A 22,433-nucleotide genomic window follows, 5' to 3' on the forward strand; every position below is an offset into this window, starting at 1 on the left:
AACGGCTAAGCTGCGGGTTGCATTAGCGCATCATCGTGGAGCGCTTTCTCTGGAGACGCTTTATGGCAGGTGTCACTGGCGCAACGGCGCAACCCCGTGCCGATATACCCAATCGTTGGCTGGACGTATTGGCCGGCTTGTCGATTGCCGGTTTGTTGTTGCCCGAGGCGGTCGCCTATTCCAGCATTGCTGCGTTACCGCCACAGGCCGGGGTCATTGCGTTGTTTGCCGGTCTGCTGTGCTACGGGCTGTTAGGCACCAGCCGTTTTGCCATCGTTTCCGCGACCTCTTCCTCCGCCGCCGTTCTGGCTGCCTCCACCGCCACGCTGGCCAACGGTGATTCCGCCCTGCGTATGAGCCTGGCGATCGGTCTGGTGCTGGTGACCGGTGGGTTCTTTTTGCTGGCCAGTCTGCTCAGGCTCGGCAGCGTGACTTCGTTCATTGCCAAACCGGTGTTGCGCGGCTTTGCCTTGGGCCTGGCGATGACCATCATTCTCAAGCAGGTGGCGAGCGCCGTCGACGTGCACTTGAACAGCGGCAATCTGATCCACCTCATGCCGCAGTTGCTGGAGCAGTTGCCACAGTGGAATCGCGTCGGCGCGCTGGTGGCGGCTGTGTCATTGGTGGTGCTGTGGCTGTGCGCGCGGGTCCGGCGTTTGCCCGGAGGTTTACTGGTCGTGGCGCTCGGCATTGCGGCCGGCCAGTGGCTGAACTTACCGGCCTACGGGGTGAAACTGATCGGTGTGATCGACCTGAGCCTTGAAATGCCTCGGCTGCCAGTATTGCCGTTTACCGACTGGCTACGTCTGGGGGAGTTGGCGTTTGCCATGGTGATGATTCTGTATGCCGAGTCTTATGGATCGATCACCTCGTTTGCGATCAAGCACGGTGCTCGCGTCTCCTCGAACCGTGATCTGCTGGCCCTCGGTGCGGCCAATCTGCTGTCCGGGCTATTCCATGGCATGCCGGCGGGTGCCGGTTACTCCGCGACGTCGGCCAATGAGGCAGCGGGGGCCGGTTCGCGTCTGGCCGGTGCGGTGGCGGCGGGGGTGGTCTTGCTCATCGTATTGACGGTACTGCCCTACATCGCCCTGACTCCCGAGCCGGTGCTGGCCGCCATCGTCATTCATGCCTTGGCGCGCGGTTTGAGCCTGCAGCCATTGGGGCGCTATTTCATCTGGCGCCGCGACCGCTTGCTGGTGATCTGCGCGGTGGCGGCGGTGCTGGTGTTGGGGGTGCTGGACGGCTTGCTGGTGGCGGTGGTGATCAGCGTGATGCTGATGCTGAAACAGATGTCTTCGGCGGATATTCAAGTGCTGGGGCAAATGGGCAGCGGTCATGATTACGTCGATCTGCAACGTCATCCTCACGCCCTGCAAACCCCCGGCATATTGATCCTCAGACCCAGCGAGGCACTGTTTTTCGCTAATGTGGAACGCATTCTGGGTGGTGCGCTGCACCTGGCCCGGCACTCAGAGCCACGGGTGCATACGATTATTCTCAGTCTCGAAGAGTCGCCCGATCTGGACGGCACCAGCATCGAAGCGCTGGAAGCGTTCTTTTTGCAGGTGCGGGCGTTGAACATGTTGTTGATCCTGGCGCGGCTCAAGGACCAGGCCCAGGCGGTACTCTCGATATTGCCCGCCCAGGAGCGCGAAAAGGTCATTCTCAGCGACCTGAGTGTCGACGTTGCCGTACACCAAGCGCTCACGTTGGCCAGGCAGGTGTCACAGGCATAAAAAAAACGCCGCTCATCTCACGATGGGCGGCGTTTTTTATGGCGTTGTAACGTTAGGCTTGAACGACCGGGATGTTGGCGTTCGCAGCAGCTTCACGGAACTCGGCGATCTGGTCGAAGGACAGGTAGCGGTAAACGTCGGCCGCCATGCTGTCGATCTTGCCAGCGTATTCCATGTACTCCTCGACGGTCGGCAGGCGACCCAGGATGGACGCAACGGACGCCAGCTCGGCCGAAGCCAGGTAGACGTTCGCGCCGTCACCCAGACGGTTCGGGAAGTTACGGGTCGATGTCGACACCACGGTGGAGTTCGGCTCGACACGTGCCTGGTTACCCATGCACAGCGAGCAGCCTGGCATTTCCATGCGTGCGCCGGCCTTGCCGTAGATGCCGTAGTAGCCTTCTTCGGTCAGCTGGTGAGCGTCCATTTTGGTCGGCGGCGACAGCCACAGACGGGTTGGCAGCTGACCCTTGACCTGATCCAGCAGTTTACCGGCAGCGCGGAAGTGACCGATGTTGGTCATGCACGAACCGATGAACACTTCGTCGATCTTCTCGCCAGCAACGCTGGACAGCAGACGGGCGTCGTCCGGATCGTTTGGCGCGCAGAGCACAGGCTCCTTGATGTCGGCCAGGTCGATTTCGATGACTTCAGCGTATTCGGCGTCAGCATCGGCAACCATCAACTCAGGGTTGGCGATCCAGGCTTCCATCGCTTGAGCACGACGTTCCAGGGTACGCACATCACCGTAGCCTTCACCGATCATCCAACGCAGCAGGGTGATGTTCGATTGCAGGTATTCGGTGATCGATTCTTTCGACAGCTTGATGGTGCAACCGGCAGCCGAACGTTCAGCCGAGGCGTCGGACAGCTCGAAAGCCTGTTCGATGCTCAGGTTGTCCAGGCCTTCGATTTCCAGGATGCGGCCGGAGAAGGCGTTCTTCTTGCCTTTCTTCTCGACGGTCAGCAGGCCAGCCTGAATAGCGAAGTAAGGAATGGCGTGAACCAGGTCACGCAGGGTGACGCCCGGTTGCATTTCGCCTTTGAAGCGCACCAGGATCGATTCCGGCATGTCCAGCGGCATCACGCCAGTGGCAGCGGCGAATGCGACCAGACCGGAACCGGCCGGGAACGAAATGCCCATCGGGAAACGGGTGTGCGAGTCACCACCGGTACCGACGGTGTCCGGCAGCAGCATGCGGTTCAGCCAGCTGTGGATGATGCCGTCGCCCGGACGCAGGGAAACGCCGCCGCGGGTCATGATGAAGTCAGGCAGGGTGTGGTGGGTGGTCACGTCGATCGGCTTTGGATAAGCCGCGGTGTGGCAGAACGACTGCATCACCAGATCAGCGGAGAAGCCCAGGCACGCCAGGTCTTTCAGTTCGTCACGGGTCATTGGACCGGTGGTGTCCTGGGAACCCACGGTGGTCATCTTCGGTTCGCAGTAGGTGCCTGGACGCACACCGGCTACGCCGCACGCCTTGCCGACCATTTTCTGCGCCAGGGTGAAACCCTTGGTGCTTTCGATCGGGGCATCCGGTTTCTTGAACAGGTCGAATGCTGGCAGACCCAGTTCGGCGCGAGCCTTCTCGGTCAGGCCACGGCCGATGATCAGCGGAATACGACCGCCGGCACGGACTTCGTCCAACAGTACAGGGGTCTTCATTTCGAAGGTGGTGATGACTTCGTCGGTACCGTGCTTGCAGACTTTGCCAGCGTGCGGGTACAGGTCGATCACGTCGCCCATGTTGATGTTGGTCACATCAAATTCGATTGGCAGTGCGCCGGCATCTTCCATGGTGTTGTAGAAGATCGGAGCGATCTTGCTGCCGAAGCAGAAGCCGCCAGCACGCTTGTTCGGCACGTAAGGAACGTCATCGCCGAAGAACCACAGCACCGAGTTGGTGGCCGATTTACGCGACGAACCGGTACCGACCACGTCACCGACGTAGGCGATCGGGAAGCCGCTGTTGCGCATTTCTTCGATCTGCTTCATCGGACCGATGGAGCCTTGCACGTCCGGCACGATGCCGTCGCGAGCCATTTTCAGCATGGCCAGGGCGTGCAGCGGGATGTCAGGGCGGGACCAGGCATCAGGAGCAGGGGACAGGTCGTCGGTGTTGGTTTCGCCAGTCACCTTGAACACGCGCAGGCTGATCTTGTCGGCCAGCACAGGGCGGTTCTTGAACCACTCGCCGTCGGCCCAGGACTGCAGAACGCCTTTGGCGTGAACGTTGCCGTTCTTGGCGCGTTCAGCAACATCGTGGAACGCATCGAACATCAGCAGGGTGTGCTTGAGTTCTTCGGCAGCCACTGGTGCCAGTTCGGCGTCGTCCAGCAGATTGACCAGCGTCACGATGTTGTAGCCGCCCTGCATGGTGCCGAGCAGTTCAACAGCGCGTTTCTTGTCGATCAGAGGGGATTTGGCTTCGCCTTTGGCGAGGGCAGAGAGGAAACCGGCCTTTACATAGGCAGCTTCGTCCACGCCTGGCGGAACGCGATTGGTGATCAGGTCAACGAGGAAGGCTTCTTCGCCAGCCGGGGGATTCTTCAGCAGCTCGACCAGGCCTGCAGTTTGTTCGGCGTTAAGCGGCTGGGGAACGATACCCAGTGCTGCACGCTCTTCGATATGTTTGCGGTAGGCTTCAAGCACAGTTATTACCCTCATCAGTGGTCCCAAATGGGTGTCCGGGACGCTCATCCCGAAATTGCCGTACTCATGCGCTGCGTGGCGTTGTGGGCCGCTTAGCCAGAATTACCGGCAATTCCTTACAGAAGCTGCTTTCAAAGTTTTACGCCTGCAGAACGGGGAGCTGATGAGGGTTGGCGTCAGGTTTTTCACCGCTGAAAAACCCTTCGCCAACACCGCTCTGAAGGAACGACTGTGCTCGTGACGCTTTGAAAACAGCTTCTAACGGACATTGGCGCCTTAAAAGGCTGGCTGATTCTACGGCAAAAAAAAATTAAAGGTAAGTTAGCCCCAAAATTTTGAGGGGTGATGAATGTTAGACAAAGGGCTAACATGCCGACCTGTTCTGCTTTCCCGTGTTTTGCCTACCTATGCCCAATCAGACCATCAAGACCCCCTGCGTCGGCCTCTGCTCCACTGTTTACGGTGATCTGGTGTGCCGTGGCTGCAAGCGTTTCCACCATGAAGTGATTCACTGGAACGGTTACAACGAGGAAGAAAAACGCGCGGTATGGCTGCGTCTTGAGCAGTTGTTGTCGCAGGTGATGGCCAGCAAGGTAGAGATTTTCGATCCCGCGTTGCTGCGTCTGCAGCTGGAGCAGCGCAAGATCCGCTTTGTGCCCCATCAGTCGGAATATTGCTGGGCTTATCAGCTGATCGCCCGGGGGGCGCGGGTCATCAACAATCTGGAAGCCTACGGGATGGTGCTGCTGCCGGAGTTCCGCGACTGGAACCTACCGGAATTGCGCGATGCCATTGATCGGGAATTTTTTCTGCTGTCTGAGGCGCATTACCAGCGCTACATTGCGCCTGGTTTCCTCAAAGACGCCTTCGGCGCCTAAAAGCATCGCGGGCAAGCCCGCTCCCACAGGTTTTGTGTCGTACACAAAGGGCGTGATCAACACAAAACCTGTGGGAGCGAGGCTTGCCCGCGAAGGCGATCTACTTGACGCCGAAAATCTCAATGCTGGGTCACGATCTCTTCAAGATGATCCATGATCGTATCCGGCTTGAGCACCAGCACATCGCTTTCCAGCGCATCCAGCACCACTTCCGCCGTATTACCAATCAACGCCCCGGACAACCCGGTCCGCGCCACGGTGCCGATCACCGTCACCGATGCCCCCAGCTTATGGGCCATGTACGGAATCAACACATCCGCCGGGCCTTCCTCGATATGCAGATGGTCGTCATCGATATCGAACTCGGCCTGGAACGCCTTGCACTGCTCGCGGTAACTGGCCTCGATGGTTTCCTTGAGCTGAAACGTCGGGTCGGCCGCCGAGAGCATCGGCGATGGGTGAGCGCTGATCACGTGTAAATGGGCCTTGGCCAGGCTGGCGATGTCGTAGCCATGATCGATGATGCTGGCGTGCAAGGTACGGTGTTCGCCGTCGATGTTGCCGACATCGATGGCCGCCAGGATGACGCCGCCGGTCCAGGGTTTCGAGGTTTTCACCAGCAGCACCGGGGTAGGGCAGTAGCGCAGCAGTTTCCAGTCCGCCGGGGTCAGCAGGGCTTTTTTCAGCGGGCTGTCAGCGAAATGCTGCTTGACCACCAGCCCGCAGCCTTCGGCTTGCTGCACATCGACGATGGTTTCGTGCAGGCTGTCGTTCCAGGCTTGTTCGGTGGTGACGCTGTAGCCGTCCACCACCAGCGCAGCCTTGAGCACGCCAAGCATGCCGGCGTGATCGTGCTTTTTATCGCAGACCAGCAGGTGCAGATGGGCCTGGGTCACGCCAGCGATCAATTTGGCCCGTTTAAGCGCCAGGCTTTCCGAGTGTTCGGGTTCGATGACCACCAGGATGCTGCGAATGGCTTGCATGATCGGGATCTCCGTGAGGATAAAAAACACTGCGTTGGACAACTATAGTTGCTGGCCGCCATTCGGCGACTTGATGCATATCAACGGTTGGCGTCTGGTGGTCTGTCGGCAGGCCGGTATAATCGGCGCCCTTCGTTCTGTACCTTTTATCCGTGAGCCCCATGATCCTTCCCGAAATTCACGAATTCCTTGGCTGCCGCACGCCCGATGGCTGGGTCCAGGCCGCGCTGGCCGATCAGGAAACCCTGCTGATCGACCACAAAAACTGCGAATTCAAGGCGGCCAGCACGGCGTTGAGCCTGATTGCCAAATATCACTCCCACGTCGATCTGATCAACCTGATGTCGCGTCTGGCCCGGGAAGAGCTGGTACACCACGAACAGGTCATGCGCCTGATGAAAAAGCGCAAGATCGAGCTGCGTCAGCTGTCCGCCGGGCGTTACGCCTCGGGGCTGCGCAAAGTGGTGCGCAGCCACGAACCGGTGAAGCTGGTGGACACGCTGGTGGTCGGCGCCTTCATCGAAGCCCGTAGCTGCGAGCGCTTCGAGGCGTTGGTGCCGCATCTTGATGAAGAACTGGGCAAGTTCTACTTCGGTCTGCTGAAAAGCGAGGCCCGGCATTTCCAGGGTTACCTGAAACTGGCCTATCAGTACGGTGACGCCAAGGACATTGCCCAGGTGATCGACAAGGTTCGTGACGCCGAGCAGGCGCTGATCGAGTCGCCGGATGTGGAGTTTCGCTTTCACAGTGGAGTGCCCGCCGCCGCATAACCTTGTAGGAGCGAGGCTTGCCCGCGAAGGCGATCTCAAGGACGCTTTCGCCGGCAAGCCGTGCTCCTGCAATTGCGTCGGGAAACTGTCAAAGACTGTAAAGTGACCTAACGGCTCAATCCCAGGCGCTCATGCCACTGGGCGATGGATTCTTCTGGATAGACGTCGAACTGCTGGTCGCCCGGATGCGCCTCGACCTCTACCCACGGTGCTTTGGAGCCGAGCATCAGATGCGTGTGTTCCGGTGGTACCGGCAACGGGGTATCGATGGCTGAGGCAAATGGGTGAATCAACTCTGGCCATTCAGGGCTGAACAGCCATAGTCCTGAGCCGCAAACGGAACAGAAATGCCGCTCGGCGGTGCTGCGGTGGGCACGTTTGTCACCTTTTTCCTTGAGCCGCGCATGGTAAATCGAGATGTGCTTGCGACCGCGCACCTTCAGGCTGACGGCATCGCCAGCGATGTTGATCGCATAACCGCCACCGCCCTGGGTCTTGCGACAGATCGAGCAATAGCAGCGTTGATAAGGGTAGGGGTGGGCGCTGGTCAGGCTGAACGACACCGCGCCGCAATGGCAGGAGCCTTCGAGCTGCATGGGGCCTCCAATGGGGGTGGGATGACTCAGGACAGCCTAGACTGTCCGTGTTCCTGGACTTGAATTTATGCTGGATGTGCGGGCCTATTCGCGAGCAAGCCCGCTCCCACACTTGATCGTTTTCGCACACAAAAACTGCGTTCACTGAAGATCTAATGTGGGAGCGGGCTTGCTCGCGAAGAACGATAACGCGGTCTACCGGCCGGGCACCCGCCACAAATACCAAGCCGCCGCCGTCCGATATGGACTCCAGGCCATTCCGATTTCAATCATCTGCTTACGAGTCGGCTGTACTTCCAGCCCCTTGAGCCGCCGATAACCCTCACGCACGCCAAAGTCATCGGCCGGTAAAATGTCCGGCCGCTCCAGGCTGTAGATCAGCAGCATTTCCACCGTCCAGCGACCCACCCCGCGCAAGGTAATCAAGCGCTCGATCAACGCTTCATCGTCCATGGCCAGGGCGGTGGCGTAATCCGGCACCACGCCGTCCAGAGCCGCCTGGGCGATGCCCTGAATGGTCGCGATCTTGCTGGCGGAAAACCCGCAACCGCGCATCTGTTCGAAGTCTGTCGCCAGAATCTGCTCAGGCCTTGGGAAGGTGCTTGAAGGAAACAACGCCAGCAGCCGGCCGACAATCGCATCGCCGGCCTTTGCATGCAGTTGCTGATAGGCAATCGCCCGTACCAGCGACTCGTAAGGATCGCGGGCCGCATGGGGCTGATGCAGGCAGGGGCCGATGGCGCTGATGTGGCGTTGCCAGTCGGCGTCGAGGGCCGAGAGAAATTCGCTGGCCAGTCGATAGGTGTCGGGCATGGAGCTTCCTGAAGCGCGGGTGACTGCGGGGGAGATTAGCCCTCACCCCGCAGCGCCGCACTCCATTGCTTGCGGTCAAACTTTGCCGGCGGGGGCCAGCAGGGCGTTCACTTGGCCATAAGTGAAGGCCTTGAGGTCGCTGCTATCGAGCTTTCCGGTTTCCAGAAAGCTTTTGGCCACCGACGCCATGGCGCCGTAGAGGAATTCGGCGATGCTCGAGCCAGAGCTCAAACGGCGCACGCCGAGGGTTTGCAGTTCTTCAGGCGAAGGCAGGCCCGCGAAACCCAGCACGTTCACCGGCAGCGTCGTGCCACGGCACAGCGCATCAATCTCATACGCCGCCGTGACGCCCGCCGCAAACAACCCATCGGCACCGGCGGCCTGATACAACGCGGCCCGTTTGAGTGTTTCTGCGACGCGATCTTCGGCCGGCACCAAGCCCTTGAGGTACACGTCGGTGCGAGCGTTGATAAACAGCTTCACGTCCCGGCGATCGGCGACCTGGCGAGCGATTTCGATCTTGCGGGCCAGCAGGTCGGGCGGCGAAGCACCGTCCTCGATATTGATCCCCACGGCCCCGGCAGCGATGACGGCGTCGATCACTTCCGCGACCCGCCCCAGGTCATCGGAATAACCGGCCTCAATGTCCACGGTCAACGGCACCGTGATGACTCGGGCGATGGATTCAACGGTGGAAACGAGACGTTCAAGCGGCAAGGTATTGCCATCCGGGTAACCATGAACCCAAGCCACTGCCGCGCTGCTGGTGGCGACGGCCTTGCTGCCCAGCTGTTCCACCAATCGCGCCCCGGTGGCATCGGCGACGTTGGTCAGAATCAGCAGGCCGCTCTGATGCAGTTGGTGGAATTGGTTGTCGAGTGTGTCCATCGAATGTCCTTCCTTCTGACTTTCTGAAAAGAAATGGCGGAGTGATCAGAACGCGAGTTGTTCGGTGATTTGCACCGCGGCGCTTTCCAGCCTGAGCAGAAACGCCTTGCGCGGTTGTCCTCCACCATAGCCGGTCAACGAGCCGTCTGCACCGATCACCCGGTGACAGGGCAGGATAATCGCCAAGCGGTTTTGTCCGTTGGCCAGGCCCACGGCGCGACTGGCACCGGGCTTGCCCAGTTGCGCGGCGATGGCGCCATAAGTAGTGGTCTGGCCATAGGGGATTTTCATCAGTTCGGCCCACACTTGCCGGGCGAACGCGCTGCCAGGCAGGTGCAGTGGCACGTTGAATTCGGTCCGTTTGCCAGCGAAGTATTGCGCCAGTTCTTGTTCAGTCTGCTGCAAATGCCCGTTGTGTCCGGGTGCTACGGCGTAGCCATAACGGTTCTGCAGTTCTTCGATTTCCTTGGTCAGTGCCGGTCGATCGAGAAACTCCAAAAGCACCAGCCCACGCTGTTCGGCCATGGCGATCATCGGCCCCAGCGGCGTGGTCAGGCGAGTGAACAGCAGTGGCTCGCTGTGGGCGGCGCGGCCGGGCGTGATGTGGAACGACTTTTGAAACGCATCGCGAAAGCCGCTCAGGGATTCGTAGCCGGAGTCGAACGCCGCGTTGTCGATGGATTCGCCCTGTTTGATGCCACCCAGGGCGATGCCCAGGCGCCGACTGCGCAGCCAGGCGTGAAAGGTCATGCCGAAATGCTGCTTGAACCAGCGGCGCAACTTCAACGGTTCGATGCCCTCGGCGAGCAACTGGGCATCGGTCCAGCGCAGGTCGGGGTCGGCGTCCACGGATTTGAGCAGTCGCTGCACCCAGTCCGGCGCAATGGCCGCGGCGTCCAGTGGCTTGCAACGCAGACAGGCCCGATAGCCCGCCGACATTGCCTCATCGGCATGGGCGAAAAACTCGACGTTTTCCGGCTTCGGTTTGCGCGCCGTACAGCCGGGGCGGCAGAAAATGCCAGTGGTTTTGACCGCGGTAAAGAACACCCCCTCGTAGGCGGTGTCGCGTTCGAGCATGGCGCGAACCATCTCGGCGTGGGGCGGAAGCACAGCGTTTTGTAGGTTCATGGGCTGAGCATATGTCGCGTCGCCCGGCGCCTCCACCGGAAAATCGACAGTGAATTTTTGTGGCCCTGCGCTACAGTCATCGGGTCACCGGTCATGCTGTAAACGATATTTACAGGAATCCACCCCATGCAAGCGTTCACAATCAAACACATCGATCACATCGTCCTGCGCGTCGAAAATCTCGATCGAAGTATCACTTTTTACGGCGAGGTACTCGGCGCCGAACTGGTCAAGCGCCGTGACGATCTGGGCCTGGTGCATCTGCGTGCGGGCACCTCGATGATCGACCTCGTCGACATCCAGGGCGAACTCGGCCGCAAGGGTGGTGCTGCCCCTGGCCGAGAACAGCGCAACGTCGATCACTTCTGCCTGCGCATTGAACCGTTCGACGAGGAAGCGCTGGTCAGTCACTTGCAGTCCTTCGGCCTGACACCCGAGAAAGCCGCCGTGCGTTTCGGCGCCGAAGGCCACGGGCTGTCGATCTATTGCTTCGATCCGGACGGCAATCAGGTCGAACTGAAAGGGCCGTCCCAAGGGTAAAGTTCAGGCCCGTTTCGCCATCAACAACACCGAAGCCGCTGCCGACAACAACCCCGCGCAGCAACGGTTGAAAATCCGCTTGCCCCGTGGCTCGGCGAACCAGCGGCGCATGTGCAGGCCCATGTAGGCGTAGGCGCTGATGGCGATCCATTCCAGCAGCAGGAACAACGCGCCGAGCACGACGAATTGCGCGGCAATCGGTCGAGTCGGGTCGACGAATTGCGGCAGGAATGCAGTGAACAGCAAAATAGCCTTGGGATTGCCCGCTGCCACCAGAAACTCCTGCCGCGCCAGAGCGACAATGCCAATTGGCGCGCCGGTCACAAGCTGCTCGGCCTCGGGATTGGCGCGCCACAGTTGCCAGGCCAGGTATAACAGGTAAGCCGCGCCGATGATTTTGATCGCGTAGAACAGCCATTCCGAGGTTTTCAGCACCACCGACAACCCGGCGGCGGCCAGGGCGATCATCCCGGCAAACGCCAATAAGCGACCGACGCCGGCCACACAGGCGCGACGATAGCCATAACGGGTAGCGTTGCTGACCGACAGTAGATTGTTCGGGCCGGGAGCCATGTTCAAGGCGAAGCAGGCCGGGAGAAACAGGGTGAGGGTGGCGAGGTCCATGACGACGGCTCCAGTAACGAGAGCCGTATTTTTATCATGAGTGACGAGTGGCCCGGCCCATACAGCGGTGTACGCAAATCGCCGTACACTTGTGCCGGCTTGGTTAGCGCTAATGCCAGTCGGTTAGCGCAATCCATGTGGGAGCGGGCTTGCTCGCGAAAGCGGTGTGTCATTCAACATTTATGTCGACTGACCTGACGCCTTCGCGAGCAAGCCCGCTCCCACAGGTTCTGCGCCTTAACTGGCTGGCATTGAATGCTGGTCCCTTTTAATGCGATCAACCGGAAAGACGCGCTATTTGATCTGCACAATCACCGGACCTTCCGTCACGATCGGCGGGTTTGCGTGAATATTCGAGGCATTTTTCTGAATCCAGTCGCGTGCGACTTTCAAGCTCGCATCGCTGCCGGTCTTGTCCGTGCAAACAGTCACCGCCGTACCGCCATCACCCGTATTCAGCAGTGTGTAGCTTACCAGGCCAGGCACTGTCCGCAGGGTAGCTTCGACGTCAGCCTTGCGCTCTTCCAAAAGCTCGAAAAGCTGCTTTGCTCCAGCACCCAGGTAGGTTCTTATAACCGCATACATGGTCGTCTCCTTTGGGAGTTACCGTCTTGATGCCAATCCAGATCCGTTGATGGTCGCCATTACCAAGGTTTCAGTTCGTCCCGGTTTATTCAGCTTAGCCAAACGCTGGGGACGGGCGAAATGCAACGACCATCGGCCACTTTTCGGCCTGTTGACGTGACAGAAAAACTGGGGGCAGACCACGATTGCTCGGCATATGCCTTAAGTCGTGGTCTGTCCCTATTTATGTTCCCGGCGGTCCTGATGAAGATCAAGATCAAAAGATCGCAGCCTTCGGCAGCTCCTACGCGGGACGCGGTGCTTCAACAGGCGGAGTACCGTCGTGAAACATCGTCTTCAGTTGCGCACGCAGTTCCGGTGAGTCGGTGTGCTTGTGAACGCTGACCGCATGCTGTGCGGCGGCCTCGAGCAGTTCGTTTTCAGAGTCTGCGGACAGCGCGACCGAACATTTGGAATCGCTTGGAAACTCGCGGCAGTCGATGTATTTGCGCGCCATGATCTTTTCCTCCCTACGACGAAGGCAGGCCGTGGCCTGCGTGAATGATCACTCAACGCGATACCCCGTAGATCAAACACGATTGCAGGTCGCTTCGAGTGTGCCAACTCTTAGAGTATAGGCTCGCCACAAGGCGCATCGCGGCAGGCTTGCAATGACGCAGAGGGGCGTTTTCTTCAATACGGCGTTCAGGCTGCTCATTACCTTGGAGCCTGGTTCAACTGAATTGAAGAAGGTATGCAATGAGTCTGATTCTTTCCATGGCCGCGTTTGCGCTGGCAGCTTCGATTACACCGGGACCGGTGAACATTGTGGCGTTGAGCTCCGGAGCGCAGTTCGGCTTTCGCGCCAGTCAGCGGCATGTGGCCGGGGCGACCCTGGGGTTTGTTCTGCTGTTGGTGCTGATGGGGTTGGGATTGCATGAGGTGTTGCAGCGTTGGCCGGCGCTGACGCGGGTGGTGCAATGGGCGGGGGTGGCGTTTCTGTTGTTCATGGCTTTCAAATTGGCCACTGATAACGGTCAACTCGATGCCAAAGAGTCGGGGCGGGCGCCATCGATGCTGTATGGCGCGGTGATGCAATGGCTCAATCCGAAAGCCTGGCTGGCCTGCGTGGCGGGGATGGGCGCGTTTGTCGCCGATGGCGAAGCGCGGCTGGTGTGGCAGTTTGCGGCGGTGTATCTGGTGATCTGCTACTTGTCGGTGGGGTGCTGGGCGTATGCCGGCACGTTTTTGCGCGGCTACCTGAGCAATCCGGCGGGGATGCGCCTGTTCAATCGGGTCATGGCGTTGTTGCTGGCGGTGAGTGCGGGGTATTTGCTGTTGCCGTAGGTTCCCGGCACAACTCTTATTGCCAATGTTTTCCCTGTGGGAGCGGGCTTGCCCGCGAAAGCGGTGTGTCATTCAACATTGATGTCGACTGACCTGACGCCTTCGCGGGCAAGCCCGCTCCCACAGGGTTTTGAGTCGCTTGACTTAGCCGCGATACTGCCCCGGTGTCGCCGCCAGATGCTGTTTGAACGCTCGTTGAAAATGCGCCTGGTCGGCAAACCCCGCTTCCAACGCCACATCGGCGATCAACTTGCCGCTGCGCAGTCGATCCCGGGCGAACTGGATGCGCCGGTTGACCAGGAACGCATGGGGCGTCATGCCGTAATGCTGCTTGAACGAGCGGATCAGGTACGACGGCGACAGTTGAGCCGCCTCGCAAATATCCTCGAGTTTGAGCATATGCGTGCAGTTGTCGCGGATATAGTCGGCAGCCCGTTCCAGCTTGAAATTGGGTTCGCGCAGCGGTTGATCGACGGGGTTGAGCCGCTGTTGCACCTCGGTGAAAAACTCCACCGCCGCGCTGTGCTTGTACAACACATCTTGCTGCGGATCGACCAATACCTCGTACAGATTCTTCAGCCCGGCGAACAGCTCGATGTCACGATTGTGGGTGATGGAGAACCGGCGAAACGCCGAGTCCTGGCTGAAGCCGAGCTGATGCTGCAAATCGGTCAGCCAGGGCGTCTCGACGTACAGCATCAGGTACGACCACGGCTGGTCGTCGATCGGATTGCAGGCATGCACATCGCCGGGGTTCATCAACACCACGGTGCCGGCACTGACCTGAAATTCCGATTGCTCGTGTATATAGGTGCTGCGCCCGGCGGTGATCGCCCCGATGGAAAAATGCGCGTGAGAATGGCGGCTGTAGCAGACCTCGCGACCGTCGGCGATGGAACGGGCCTCGATGAAGGGCAGGGCGTCGTCGCGCCAGAAGCGCGGGGCTTTGTCTGCATCTTTGGCGACGGTGTGCTTCATCTCGGTGTCCTCGGCGGTTCTGCTTTGGAGTGTATTAGTTCTCGCCGTCAAAGGCTCGTTGCAGCGCGGCGACGTCGAGTTTTTTCATTTGCAGCATTGCCGCCATGGCGCGCTGGGATTTGGCTGTGTCGGGGTCTTTCATCATGTCCATCAGAGCGACCGGCACGATCTGCCACGACACGCCGAATTTGTCCTTGAGCCAGCCGCATTGCTGGGCTTCAACGGGACCGCCCGCAGACAGGCGGCCCCAGAAGTGGTCGACTTCTTCCTGAGTGTGGCAATTGACCTGGAATGAGATCGCCTCATTGAACTTGAACACCGGGCCACCGTTAAGGCCTGTGAAGCTCTGCCCATCGAGCTCGAAACTGACGGTCATCACCGAACCTTCCGGCCGGCCATGGATTTCCTGACCGGCCTTGCCGTAATGGGTGATGCCGGCAATTTTTGAATGATCGAAGATCGCGCAGTAAAACTTCGCAGCTTCCTCGGCCTGATCGTCGAACCACAGGCAAGGCGTGAGTTTTTGAACGCGGTGCATGGCGGTGCTCCTCTGCGGGTTAATCACTCTGGATTATCAGCGTAGTCAGCCTGTGGTTGCCCGGTTGTGCCGTAGATCGACAACTCGCAAGAAAACGGCTGCCGATCCTTCGGCAGCCGTTGAAGCAGGGCTCAGAAATCCCATTTGGTCGTCAGTTGCAAGCTGCGTGGTTCGCCGTAGAAACCGGTGCCGAAATTGCCGAGCCCCGTGTAATAGGTCTTGTCGAACAGGTTCTTGACGTTGACGGTCGCGCTCAGGTGATCGTTGAAGCGATAGCGTGCCATCAGGTCCACCAGGTAGTAGCTGTCCTGGGTGATGCGTGAGTACTGGCCGAAGTTGACGGTGTCGGCGGGGTTGGGCTGGAACACGTTGCCGAAAAACTCACTTTGCCAGTTCACACCGCCGCCGACGGTCAGGTTTTCCCATGCGCCGGGCAGTCGATAGGTGCTGAACACGCGCACCACTTGTTCCGGGGCGGTGGTTTGCAGCACCGAGCCGTAGACGTAATCGCCTTTGGCATCGCGGGTATGGTTGTAGGTGTAACCGGCCGACAGGTTCCAGCCTTCCATCACTTCACCGGCCAGTTCGAACTCGAAGCCTTTGGTGGTCGCGCCCTGAACGGCCGTGTACACCGACTCGGTTTCGAAGCCGCTGACATACTGGGCGATGTTGTCCTGTTCAATGCGGAACACCGCGAAACTGGCATTGAGGCGCCCACCGAAGTATTCGGCCTTGATGCCGGCTTCGTAGCTGTCGCCTTCCACCGGGTCGAGCAGTTGGCGCGCGGCGTCCTTGCTCATTTGCGGCTGATAGATGCTGGTGTAACTGGTGTACAGCGAGTAAGTATCGTTGAGGTCGTAGATCAGCCCGGCGTAAGGGGTGACTACGCCAGTCTGGCGATAACCGTCGCGCACGTCGGGCGTGTTCGGATCGCTGTAGTCGAGGTGGTCGCTGCCCTTGAAGTCGCTGACCCGGCCGCCGAGGATCACCGACAGATCATCGGTGGGCTTGAGCCGGGTGGCCAGGTAGGCGCCGGTCTGGCGCTGGACGATGTCGTTATCGCCGACGCGCGGGATGTCCGGTTTGGGGAACTCGCCGCGCCAGTCGAAGATACTGCCGTCCAGGGCCGGATAGACCGAACCGTGCACTGGAATGTCCTGGCGGGCGTTCATCGACATGAAACCGGCGATCAAATCATGCTCGCGACCGAACAGGCTGAAAGGGCCGGTGAGGTTGATGTCGATGTTGTCCTGAACCTGATCGCCCTTGAACTTGCCCATGTACATGAACATGCCGTTACCGGTGACCGGGTCCGGATTACCACCGCTGGCCGAGCCGAGCAGGGTGTCGTGCTGGCGGTGTTTGCGGTCGTAGCTGACTTTCAGCGTCCAGTCGTTGGCCAGTCGTTGTTCCACGGAGGCGAAAATCGTCTGGTTGGTGAAGTCGCGACGGCTCCAGTCGGTGGCCGGGTTGAAGGAACGAGAGAAGTTGGTGCGCGAGCCGTCGCTGGAGTACATCGGGAAACCGGTCCAGCTGGCGCCGCGCGAGCGGGTATTTTGCTGGTCCATGCCGAAGGTCAGCAGGGTGTCCGGGGTCAGGTCCACTTCGAGGATGCCGTAGGCGATGTCCTTGGTGTTCTGGTAGTGATCCATGTAGGCGCTGCGATCCTGATAGACCCCGACGAACCGCCCGCGCACGTTGCCGCTTTCGGTCAGCGGGCCGGAAATGTCGCCTTCGCTGCGATAGTTGTCCCAGGAGCCGACCGTGCCGGCAATCGATGCCTTGAATTCCTTGGTCGGCCGCTTGCGGATCAGGTTGACGGTAGCCGAGGGATCGCCCGAACCGGTCATCAGGCCCGTTGCGCCTTTGATGATTTCCACGCGGTCGAAGGTCGCCATGTCGGTGCTGGTGGTGCCGTAATCGTAGACACCGTCGTAGTCGGTGTTGACGCCGTCGTACTGGAAATTGGTGATTGGCAGGCCACGGCTGGAAAATTCCCAGCGTTCACTGTCGTAGTTCTGCACGCTGATGCCGGGGGCGCGGCGCAGGGTGTCGGCGATGCTGGTGGAACCCTGGTCGTCCATTTGCTGACGGGTGATGACGGTCACCGACTGCGGTGTTTCGCGCAGGGACAGCGGCAGGCCTGTAGCCGAAGACGTCGAACCGGTGGTGTAGGAATGAGTGTCTTCAGTGGTGGCGCCCAGCCCCTGACCGGAAATGTTCGTGGCGTCCAGTTCCAGCGCACCTTGCGAGGCAGGTACTGCTTGCAACACATAGCCGCCGTTGCCCTGGGGGTTGGCTTGCAGGCCGCTGCCTTGCAACAGTCGCTGCAACGCTTGCGAGTCGGTGTAGTCGCCATCGAGGCCGGGGCTGCGCTTGCCGGCCGCGAGGTCGTTGTGACCGGCGAGGAAGACTCCGCTCTGCTCGGCGAAGCGATTGAGTACGCTGGCCAACGGTCCCGCCGCTATCGCGTAATGGCGTGTCCGGGGGCTGGACTGTTCACTGGCGCCGGTGGTGTCTGCTTGAGCGAACGGTGCCGAAAAGCTCAGAAATGCAGCCGGGAGAGCCAGCGCCAAGGGGCGCAGGGCAAAACGAGTGCGGGTGAAGGCGTTGCGTGACATGGCGTTCCCTGGAATCAGTTCGATCGGCAATGTGAGGTGCTTCTGAGGGGTTAACCGAACGAGAAAGGCAAAAGGGAACCCGTTGCCGAAAAAGAGTTTTTTCCACTCAGACTTTCGGGCCGACGCTGACCCACCAGGCGAAGGTTTTTTGCACCCGGATCGGCAATGCCGCTTCCAGCAGGCGCAATGCCTGATCGGTGTCCTTGAGCGGGAACGAGCCCATGACCGGCAGCTCGGCGACTTCCGGATCGCAGTGCAAATGCCCCGGACGGTAGCGATTCAATTCGTCGATCAACTGGCCCAGTGGCAGGTTGTCTGCCAGCAGCAGGCCATGGCGCCAAGCTTCCCGTGAGGGGCTGGCGGCGGTGCTCAGCGCCATTGCGCTGTCGCTGAACGCGAGTTGCCGACCAGCCTCGACAACCTGTACCGCGCCTTGGCGGGTGCGAACTTCAACCGCGCCTTCATAGACGTTCAGCAACGTCTGTCGATCCTCCTGGCGAACACTGAAGCGGGTACCCAGCGCCCGCAGTTGCCCTTGGGCGGTTTCCACCAAAAACGGTCGGTCGGGGTCCTTGGCGGTATCGATCAACACTTCGCCGCACTGCAACTGCAGCAAACGTTGCGTGGCAGCGAAGCGGATATTCAGTGCACTGAGTGCATTCAGCCAGATCCGGCTGCCATCGTTGAGCACGGTTTCGCGGGTTTCCCCGGTGCCGGTCGCGAGGTCGGCAGTGAACCGCCCGAGCGTTTCCGGCAGCGGCGTGCCGCGCCAGGCGGCCCATCCCGTCAGGCTGCCAGCGGTGAGGATCAACAGGCTCTTGAGGGTCTGGCGGCGACTGATTGGCGAGCGCCCGGTGCTGCGCAGGACCTGGCTTACAGCCTGTTGTTCGCTGTCGTGTTGCAGCGGGGTGAAGCGTTGCCCGACCCGTTCGATGTAGCGCCAGGCGTCCTGATGGTCAGCACTTTGAGCCAGCCAATCCTGCCAGCGCAGGCGTTCATGGTCGGCTACTTGTGGGTCGTGGAGTTGCACATACCACTGAGCCGCTTGCTCGAGGCTGGCATGGCTGAGTTTTTTCAAGGGGACGGCGGGCATGGGGTTATTCAATCAGCAACCCATCGAGTTCAGCCTCGAGGATCGCGCAGTGCATCATTGCCTGGGCCAGATACTTCTTGACCATGCGCTCGCTCACGCCGATCTCGCTGGCGATGAGTCGATAGGGCATGCCGTGCAACTGAGCCAGGATAAATGCATCGCTGACTCGTTTGGGCAAGCGCTGTAGCAGGGCGTCCACTTCGTGCAGGGTCTCGACAATGATCGCCCGTTGTTCCGGTGACGGTTGCAAGGCGGGAGGGCGTGCGGCGAGGGTCTGCAGCCAGGCGTGTTCCAACTGCCGACGACGCCAGTGATCAATGCACAAACCGCGAGCAATGGTCGCCAGGTAGGAGCGCTCTCGAACGTCGCAGTCAAACGCCTGTGGCCGCTTGAGTACTCGCATGAAGGTGTCATGAGCGAGATCCGCGGCATCCATCGCATTGCTGAGGCGTCGACGCAACAACTCGTACAGCCATTGGTGGTGGCAGGTATAGAGGTTTTGAACCGAAGAAAAGTCGGCGATTGTCATTGGGAGCACACGTCCATGGCGACCGGCGTCGCGGGTGCAAATAAGAATTGGTCGCGATTAAAGCAAATGGCCGGAAGTCTCGCAAATGATATTGGTTTGCTTTTAGGTGGCCGTAGCAGCTGCCGAGCCTGCGAGGCTACGTTCGGCTGCGAAGCAGTCGTGAATCAGATGTCGCGGTGCGTCAGGAATACCGTGCATGTAGGGTTTACGACGGCTGCGCCGCCGAACGCAGCCTCGCAGGCTCGGCAGCTGCTACGGCGTGGCGGCAGCGACCGGTGGTCGATGAACATGGCTTGCGGGTCAAATTGCGCTTAGCTGTAGGGATAACCCAAGGCGCGCGTAACCCGCCGACCTTGTAGGAGCGAAGCTTGCTCGCGAAGAACGATAACGCGGTGTGACAGCAAAGACGCCTTCGCGGGCAAGCCTCGCTCCTACAAAAAAAATGATGGCGTCGAGGCAGAGGCGCCCCTTCAGAACACCGTGAGTCTGAGGAAACCCGCAATGCTGACCCTTAATATCAATGGCAAGGACCAGGAACTGGATGTCCCGGCGGACATGCCGTTGCTCTGGGTGCTGCGCGATGTCGCGCACCTGACGGGCACCAAATTCGGTTGCGGCATGGCCCAGTGTGGCGCTTGCACCGTACACGTCGACGGCGCGCCGCTGCGCTCTTGCATCACGCCTGCCACGGCGGTGGCCCACGGGCAGAAAATTCTCACCATCGAAGGCTTGTCCGCTGATGGCTCGCACCCGGTCCAGCAAGCCTGGGCCGAACTCGACGTGGTTCAGTGCGGTTATTGCCAGTCGGGGCAGATCATGTCGGCGGCCGCGCTGCTGGCGAAGATCCCCAAGCCCACCGACAGCGATATCGACCAGGCGTTGTCCGGCAACATCTGCCGCTGCGGCACCTACCCAAGAATCCGCGCCGCGATCAAGCGTGCCGCCGAGATCGGTTGATACCACGTCGAAGGGAGCTGACCCATGAACAGAATCAACCCTGTCTCGCGTCGCGGTTTTCTCAAGGGCAGCGCAGTGTTGGGCGGCGGTCTGGTGGTGGCGTTTGTCATCCCGGGTGCCAATCGCTTTGCCCACGGCGCCGAGAATCAAGGAAACGTCTTCGCCCCCAATGCCTTTTTACGCATTGGCAACGACAACAGCATCACCGTGCTGCTCGGCCATTCGGAAATGGGCCAGGGCATCTGGACCGGCCTGACCATGTTGATCGCCGAGGAGCTGGACGCCGACTGGTCGAAAATTCGTGTCGAACATGCACCGGCTTCGGCGGCCGATTACGGCTTGCCGGCGTTTGGCGGGATACAGATCACCGGCGGTTCAACGTCGACCTGGATGGAGTTCGACCGCTATCGCCAGGCTGGAGCGGCGGCGCGCTTGATGCTGATTGAGGCGGCGGCCAAGCGATTCGACGTCGCGCCTTCGCAGATCCGCACCGAATCGGGTGTGGTCATGGCCGGCGACAAGCGCGCCACTTACGGCGAATTGGCGGATGACGCCGGCAAGTTACCGGTGCCGGATCCGGCTTCGATCAAGTTCAAGGAGGCCAAAGACTGGAAGATCATCGGCAAACCCACCAAGCGCCTCGACACCCCGGAGAAAATCACCGGGCAGGCGAAGTTCGGCATGGACGTGCAATTCGACGGACTCATGACGGCGATGGTCGCTCGCCCGCCGGTGTTCGGCGGCAGCGTCAAATCCTTCGAAGGCGCCGAGGCGCTGGCGGTGCCGGGCGTGCACAAAGTGGTGCAGGTACCCACGGGTGTCGCGGTGATTGCCGATCATTATTGGGCGGCGAAGCTGGGGCGCGATGCGCTGAAGGTTGAATGGGACCTGGGGCCGAACGCCGGGCTCGACAGTCAGAAACTGCTGGAAAGCTTCCGTAAACTCGCCGCCACCCCCGGCACTTCCGCCAGTCAGGCCGGGGATGCGACAGCGACGCTAGGCAAAGCGGCGAAGACGATTGAGGCTGAATACAGTGTGCCGTACCTGGCCCACGCGCCGATGGAGCCGCTCAATTGCACGGTGAAAATTTCCAAGGACAAATGCGAAATCTGGACCGGCACGCAGTTTCAGACGCTGGATCAGATGATCGCGGGGAAGATCACCGGGCTCAAACCCGAACAGGTCGAGATCCACACCCAATTCCTCGGCGGCGGCTTCGGGCGTCGGGCCAACCCGACCTCGGATTTTGTCAGCGAAGCCGTGTACGTCGCCAAAGCGGCGGGCGGGCCGGTGAAAACCGTCTGGGCCCGAGAGGATGACATTCGCGGCGGTTACTACCGCTCGGCGTTCCTGCATCAGGCGCGCATCGGGCTGGGTGCCGACGGCATGCCAATGGCCTGGAAGCATGTGCTGGTCGGGCAGTCGATTCTGACGGGCACGTCGTTCGCGGCGACCATGGTCAAGGATGGCATCGACAAAACCTCCGTCGAAGGCGTGGCCGACAGCCCTTACCTTGAGGGCCTGGCCAACCACCAGGTCGAACTGCATTCACCGCAAACCGGCATCAGCGTGCTGTGGCTGCGGTCGGTGGGGCACACCCATACGGCATTTGTCATGGAGTCGTTGATCGATGAACTGGCAGACGCGGCCGGCAAGGATCCGGTGGAGTACCGACGAGCCCTGCTCAAGGCGCATCCACGGCATTTGGGCGTGCTGAATCTGGCGGTGGAGAAAGCCAACTGGAAAGCACCGTTACCGGACGGCCACGCATTGGGCGTGGCGGTGCATGAATCGTTCGGCAGCTATGTCGCTCAGGTGGCCGAGGTGTCGCAGGACAACCTGGCGATTCGCGTACACCGGGTGGTGTGCGCGGTGGACTGCGGCATTGCGGTCAATCCGCAGAGCATCGCCGCGCAAATGGAGTCAGGCATCACCTTTGGTCTCAGTTTTACCTTGCACAGCAAACTGACGTTCAAGGACGGTCAGGTGGAGCAGTCCAATTATCACGACTATCAGGTCCTGCGCCTGAACGAGATGCCGGTGGTCGAGGTGCATATCGTCCCTAGCAGCGACAAACCGGGCGGTATTGGCGAAGTGGGTGTGCCTCCGGTGGCGCCGGCCGTGGCGAACGCGGTGTTTGCCCTGACCGGGCAGCGCCTGCGGGAACTGCCGCTGCAACTGTCGGGGGTGTGAG

21 protein-coding genes are annotated in these 22,433 nt (G+C 60.3%); 7 read left to right on the forward strand and 14 right to left on the reverse strand.

The genetic code is table 11. The annotated features are described in order from the left end of the window. Nucleotides 1-62 precede the first annotated feature (62 nt). On the forward strand, nt 63-1,739 hold the full coding sequence (locus AC1RQB_RS13670) for a SulP family inorganic anion transporter (protein ID WP_063343459.1): 1,677 nt from the start codon (nt 63-65) through the stop codon (nt 1,737-1,739). A 52-nt stretch (nt 1,740-1,791) separates the two neighbouring features. Here the strand turns inward: AC1RQB_RS13670 and acnB are convergent, their stop codons facing one another. After that, nucleotides 1,792-4,392 (reverse strand): bifunctional aconitate hydratase 2/2-methylisocitrate dehydratase, encoded by a 2,601-nt coding sequence (acnB, locus tag AC1RQB_RS13675; RefSeq protein WP_063343460.1) that lies wholly within the window; start codon nt 4,390-4,392, stop codon nt 1,792-1,794. Between the two features lie 407 nt (nt 4,393-4,799). Here acnB and AC1RQB_RS13680 point away from each other — a divergent pair, with 407 nt between their 5' ends. Beyond that, nucleotides 4,800-5,270 carry a DUF1289 domain-containing protein gene (locus tag AC1RQB_RS13680; protein WP_007906319.1) on the forward strand — a complete coding sequence of 157 codons (471 nt, stop codon included), beginning with the start codon at nt 4,800-4,802 and terminating at the stop codon, nt 5,268-5,270. A gap of 119 nt (nt 5,271-5,389) precedes the next feature. Here the strand turns inward: AC1RQB_RS13680 and AC1RQB_RS13685 are convergent, their stop codons facing one another. Next, nucleotides 5,390-6,253, reverse strand: a complete 864-nt coding sequence (locus AC1RQB_RS13685) for a universal stress protein (RefSeq protein WP_063343461.1) — start codon at nt 6,251-6,253, stop codon at nt 5,390-5,392. Nucleotides 6,254-6,414: 161 nt separating this feature from the next. Between AC1RQB_RS13685 and AC1RQB_RS13690 the strand changes: the two genes are divergently transcribed. Next, nucleotides 6,415-7,023: a MiaE family protein gene (locus AC1RQB_RS13690; protein ID WP_007906324.1), complete on the forward strand. Its 609-nt coding sequence runs from the start codon at nt 6,415-6,417 to the stop codon at nt 7,021-7,023. A gap of 107 nt (nt 7,024-7,130) precedes the next feature. Here the strand turns inward: AC1RQB_RS13690 and AC1RQB_RS13695 are convergent, their stop codons facing one another. The 4 genes from AC1RQB_RS13695 to AC1RQB_RS13710 form a co-directional block, all read right to left on the reverse strand. Further along, the gene (locus tag AC1RQB_RS13695; RefSeq protein WP_008067850.1) at nt 7,131-7,619 is read right to left on the reverse strand and encodes a GFA family protein; all 489 of its coding nucleotides are present in this window, start codon (nt 7,617-7,619) and stop codon (nt 7,131-7,133) included. 195 nt (nt 7,620-7,814) lie between these two features. Next, nucleotides 7,815-8,432: a DNA-3-methyladenine glycosylase family protein gene (locus AC1RQB_RS13700; RefSeq protein ID WP_063343462.1), complete on the reverse strand. Its 618-nt coding sequence runs from the start codon at nt 8,430-8,432 to the stop codon at nt 7,815-7,817. A 75-nt stretch (nt 8,433-8,507) separates the two neighbouring features. Next, nucleotides 8,508-9,320, reverse strand: a complete 813-nt coding sequence (locus AC1RQB_RS13705; protein WP_492571487.1) for an isocitrate lyase/PEP mutase family protein — start codon at nt 9,318-9,320, stop codon at nt 8,508-8,510. Nucleotides 9,321-9,365: 45 nt separating this feature from the next. Continuing rightward, nucleotides 9,366-10,448 carry a bifunctional transcriptional activator/DNA repair enzyme AdaA gene (locus AC1RQB_RS13710; protein WP_207267325.1) on the reverse strand — a complete coding sequence of 361 codons (1,083 nt, stop codon included), beginning with the start codon at nt 10,446-10,448 and terminating at the stop codon, nt 9,366-9,368. Nucleotides 10,449-10,574: 126 nt separating this feature from the next. Between AC1RQB_RS13710 and AC1RQB_RS13715 the strand changes: the two genes are divergently transcribed. Beyond that, on the forward strand, nt 10,575-10,988 hold the full coding sequence (locus AC1RQB_RS13715; protein WP_063343464.1) for a VOC family protein: 414 nt from the start codon (nt 10,575-10,577) through the stop codon (nt 10,986-10,988). A gap of 3 nt (nt 10,989-10,991) precedes the next feature. On the opposite strand, the gene AC1RQB_RS13720 is transcribed toward AC1RQB_RS13715, so the two are convergent. The 3 genes from AC1RQB_RS13720 to AC1RQB_RS13730 form a co-directional block, all read right to left on the reverse strand. Then, complete coding sequence (locus AC1RQB_RS13720) at nt 10,992-11,612, reverse strand: LysE family translocator (protein ID WP_207267323.1); 621 nt, start codon at nt 11,610-11,612, stop codon at nt 10,992-10,994. Nucleotides 11,613-11,906: 294 nt separating this feature from the next. Beyond that, a complete protein-coding gene (locus tag AC1RQB_RS13725; protein ID WP_063343466.1) occupies nt 11,907-12,197 on the reverse strand; it encodes a hypothetical protein in 291 nt (96 codons plus the stop codon). Between the two features lie 283 nt (nt 12,198-12,480). Then, nucleotides 12,481-12,693 (reverse strand): DUF1059 domain-containing protein, encoded by a 213-nt coding sequence (locus tag AC1RQB_RS13730; RefSeq protein WP_008074349.1) that lies wholly within the window; start codon nt 12,691-12,693, stop codon nt 12,481-12,483. 242 nt (nt 12,694-12,935) lie between these two features. On the opposite strand from AC1RQB_RS13730, the gene AC1RQB_RS13735 reads away from it, so the two are divergent. Continuing rightward, nucleotides 12,936-13,523, forward strand: coding sequence for a LysE family translocator (locus AC1RQB_RS13735; RefSeq protein WP_063343467.1), 588 nt, complete (start codon nt 12,936-12,938; stop codon nt 13,521-13,523). A 144-nt stretch (nt 13,524-13,667) separates the two neighbouring features. Here AC1RQB_RS13735 and AC1RQB_RS13740 read toward each other — a convergent pair whose 3' ends face one another. The 5 genes from AC1RQB_RS13740 to AC1RQB_RS13760 form a co-directional block, all read right to left on the reverse strand. Next, complete coding sequence (locus tag AC1RQB_RS13740; protein ID WP_063343468.1) at nt 13,668-14,501, reverse strand: AraC family transcriptional regulator; 834 nt, start codon at nt 14,499-14,501, stop codon at nt 13,668-13,670. Nucleotides 14,502-14,535: 34 nt separating this feature from the next. After that, nucleotides 14,536-15,039, reverse strand: coding sequence for a VOC family protein (locus AC1RQB_RS13745; protein ID WP_063343469.1), 504 nt, complete (start codon nt 15,037-15,039; stop codon nt 14,536-14,538). Nucleotides 15,040-15,170: 131 nt separating this feature from the next. Next, the gene (locus tag AC1RQB_RS13750; protein ID WP_063343470.1) at nt 15,171-17,660 is read right to left on the reverse strand and encodes a TonB-dependent siderophore receptor; all 2,490 of its coding nucleotides are present in this window, start codon (nt 17,658-17,660) and stop codon (nt 15,171-15,173) included. 106 nt (nt 17,661-17,766) lie between these two features. Next, entirely contained in the window at nt 17,767-18,753 is a 987-nt protein-coding gene (locus AC1RQB_RS13755; protein WP_063343471.1) for a FecR domain-containing protein, read from the reverse strand. 4 nt (nt 18,754-18,757) lie between these two features. Then, nucleotides 18,758-19,282 carry a sigma-70 family RNA polymerase sigma factor gene (locus AC1RQB_RS13760; RefSeq protein ID WP_007906918.1) on the reverse strand — a complete coding sequence of 175 codons (525 nt, stop codon included), beginning with the start codon at nt 19,280-19,282 and terminating at the stop codon, nt 18,758-18,760. 501 nt (nt 19,283-19,783) lie between these two features. On the opposite strand from AC1RQB_RS13760, the gene AC1RQB_RS13765 reads away from it, so the two are divergent. Beyond that, nucleotides 19,784-20,239, forward strand: a complete 456-nt coding sequence (locus tag AC1RQB_RS13765; RefSeq protein ID WP_008014528.1) for a (2Fe-2S)-binding protein — start codon at nt 19,784-19,786, stop codon at nt 20,237-20,239. 24 nt (nt 20,240-20,263) lie between these two features. After that, nucleotides 20,264-22,432, forward strand: a complete 2,169-nt coding sequence (locus AC1RQB_RS13770; protein ID WP_063343472.1) for a xanthine dehydrogenase family protein molybdopterin-binding subunit — start codon at nt 20,264-20,266, stop codon at nt 22,430-22,432. Nucleotide 22,433: the final 1 nt, after the last annotated feature.

The sequence above is a fragment of the Pseudomonas sp. GW822-FHT02E03 genome (assembly GCF_058802325.1).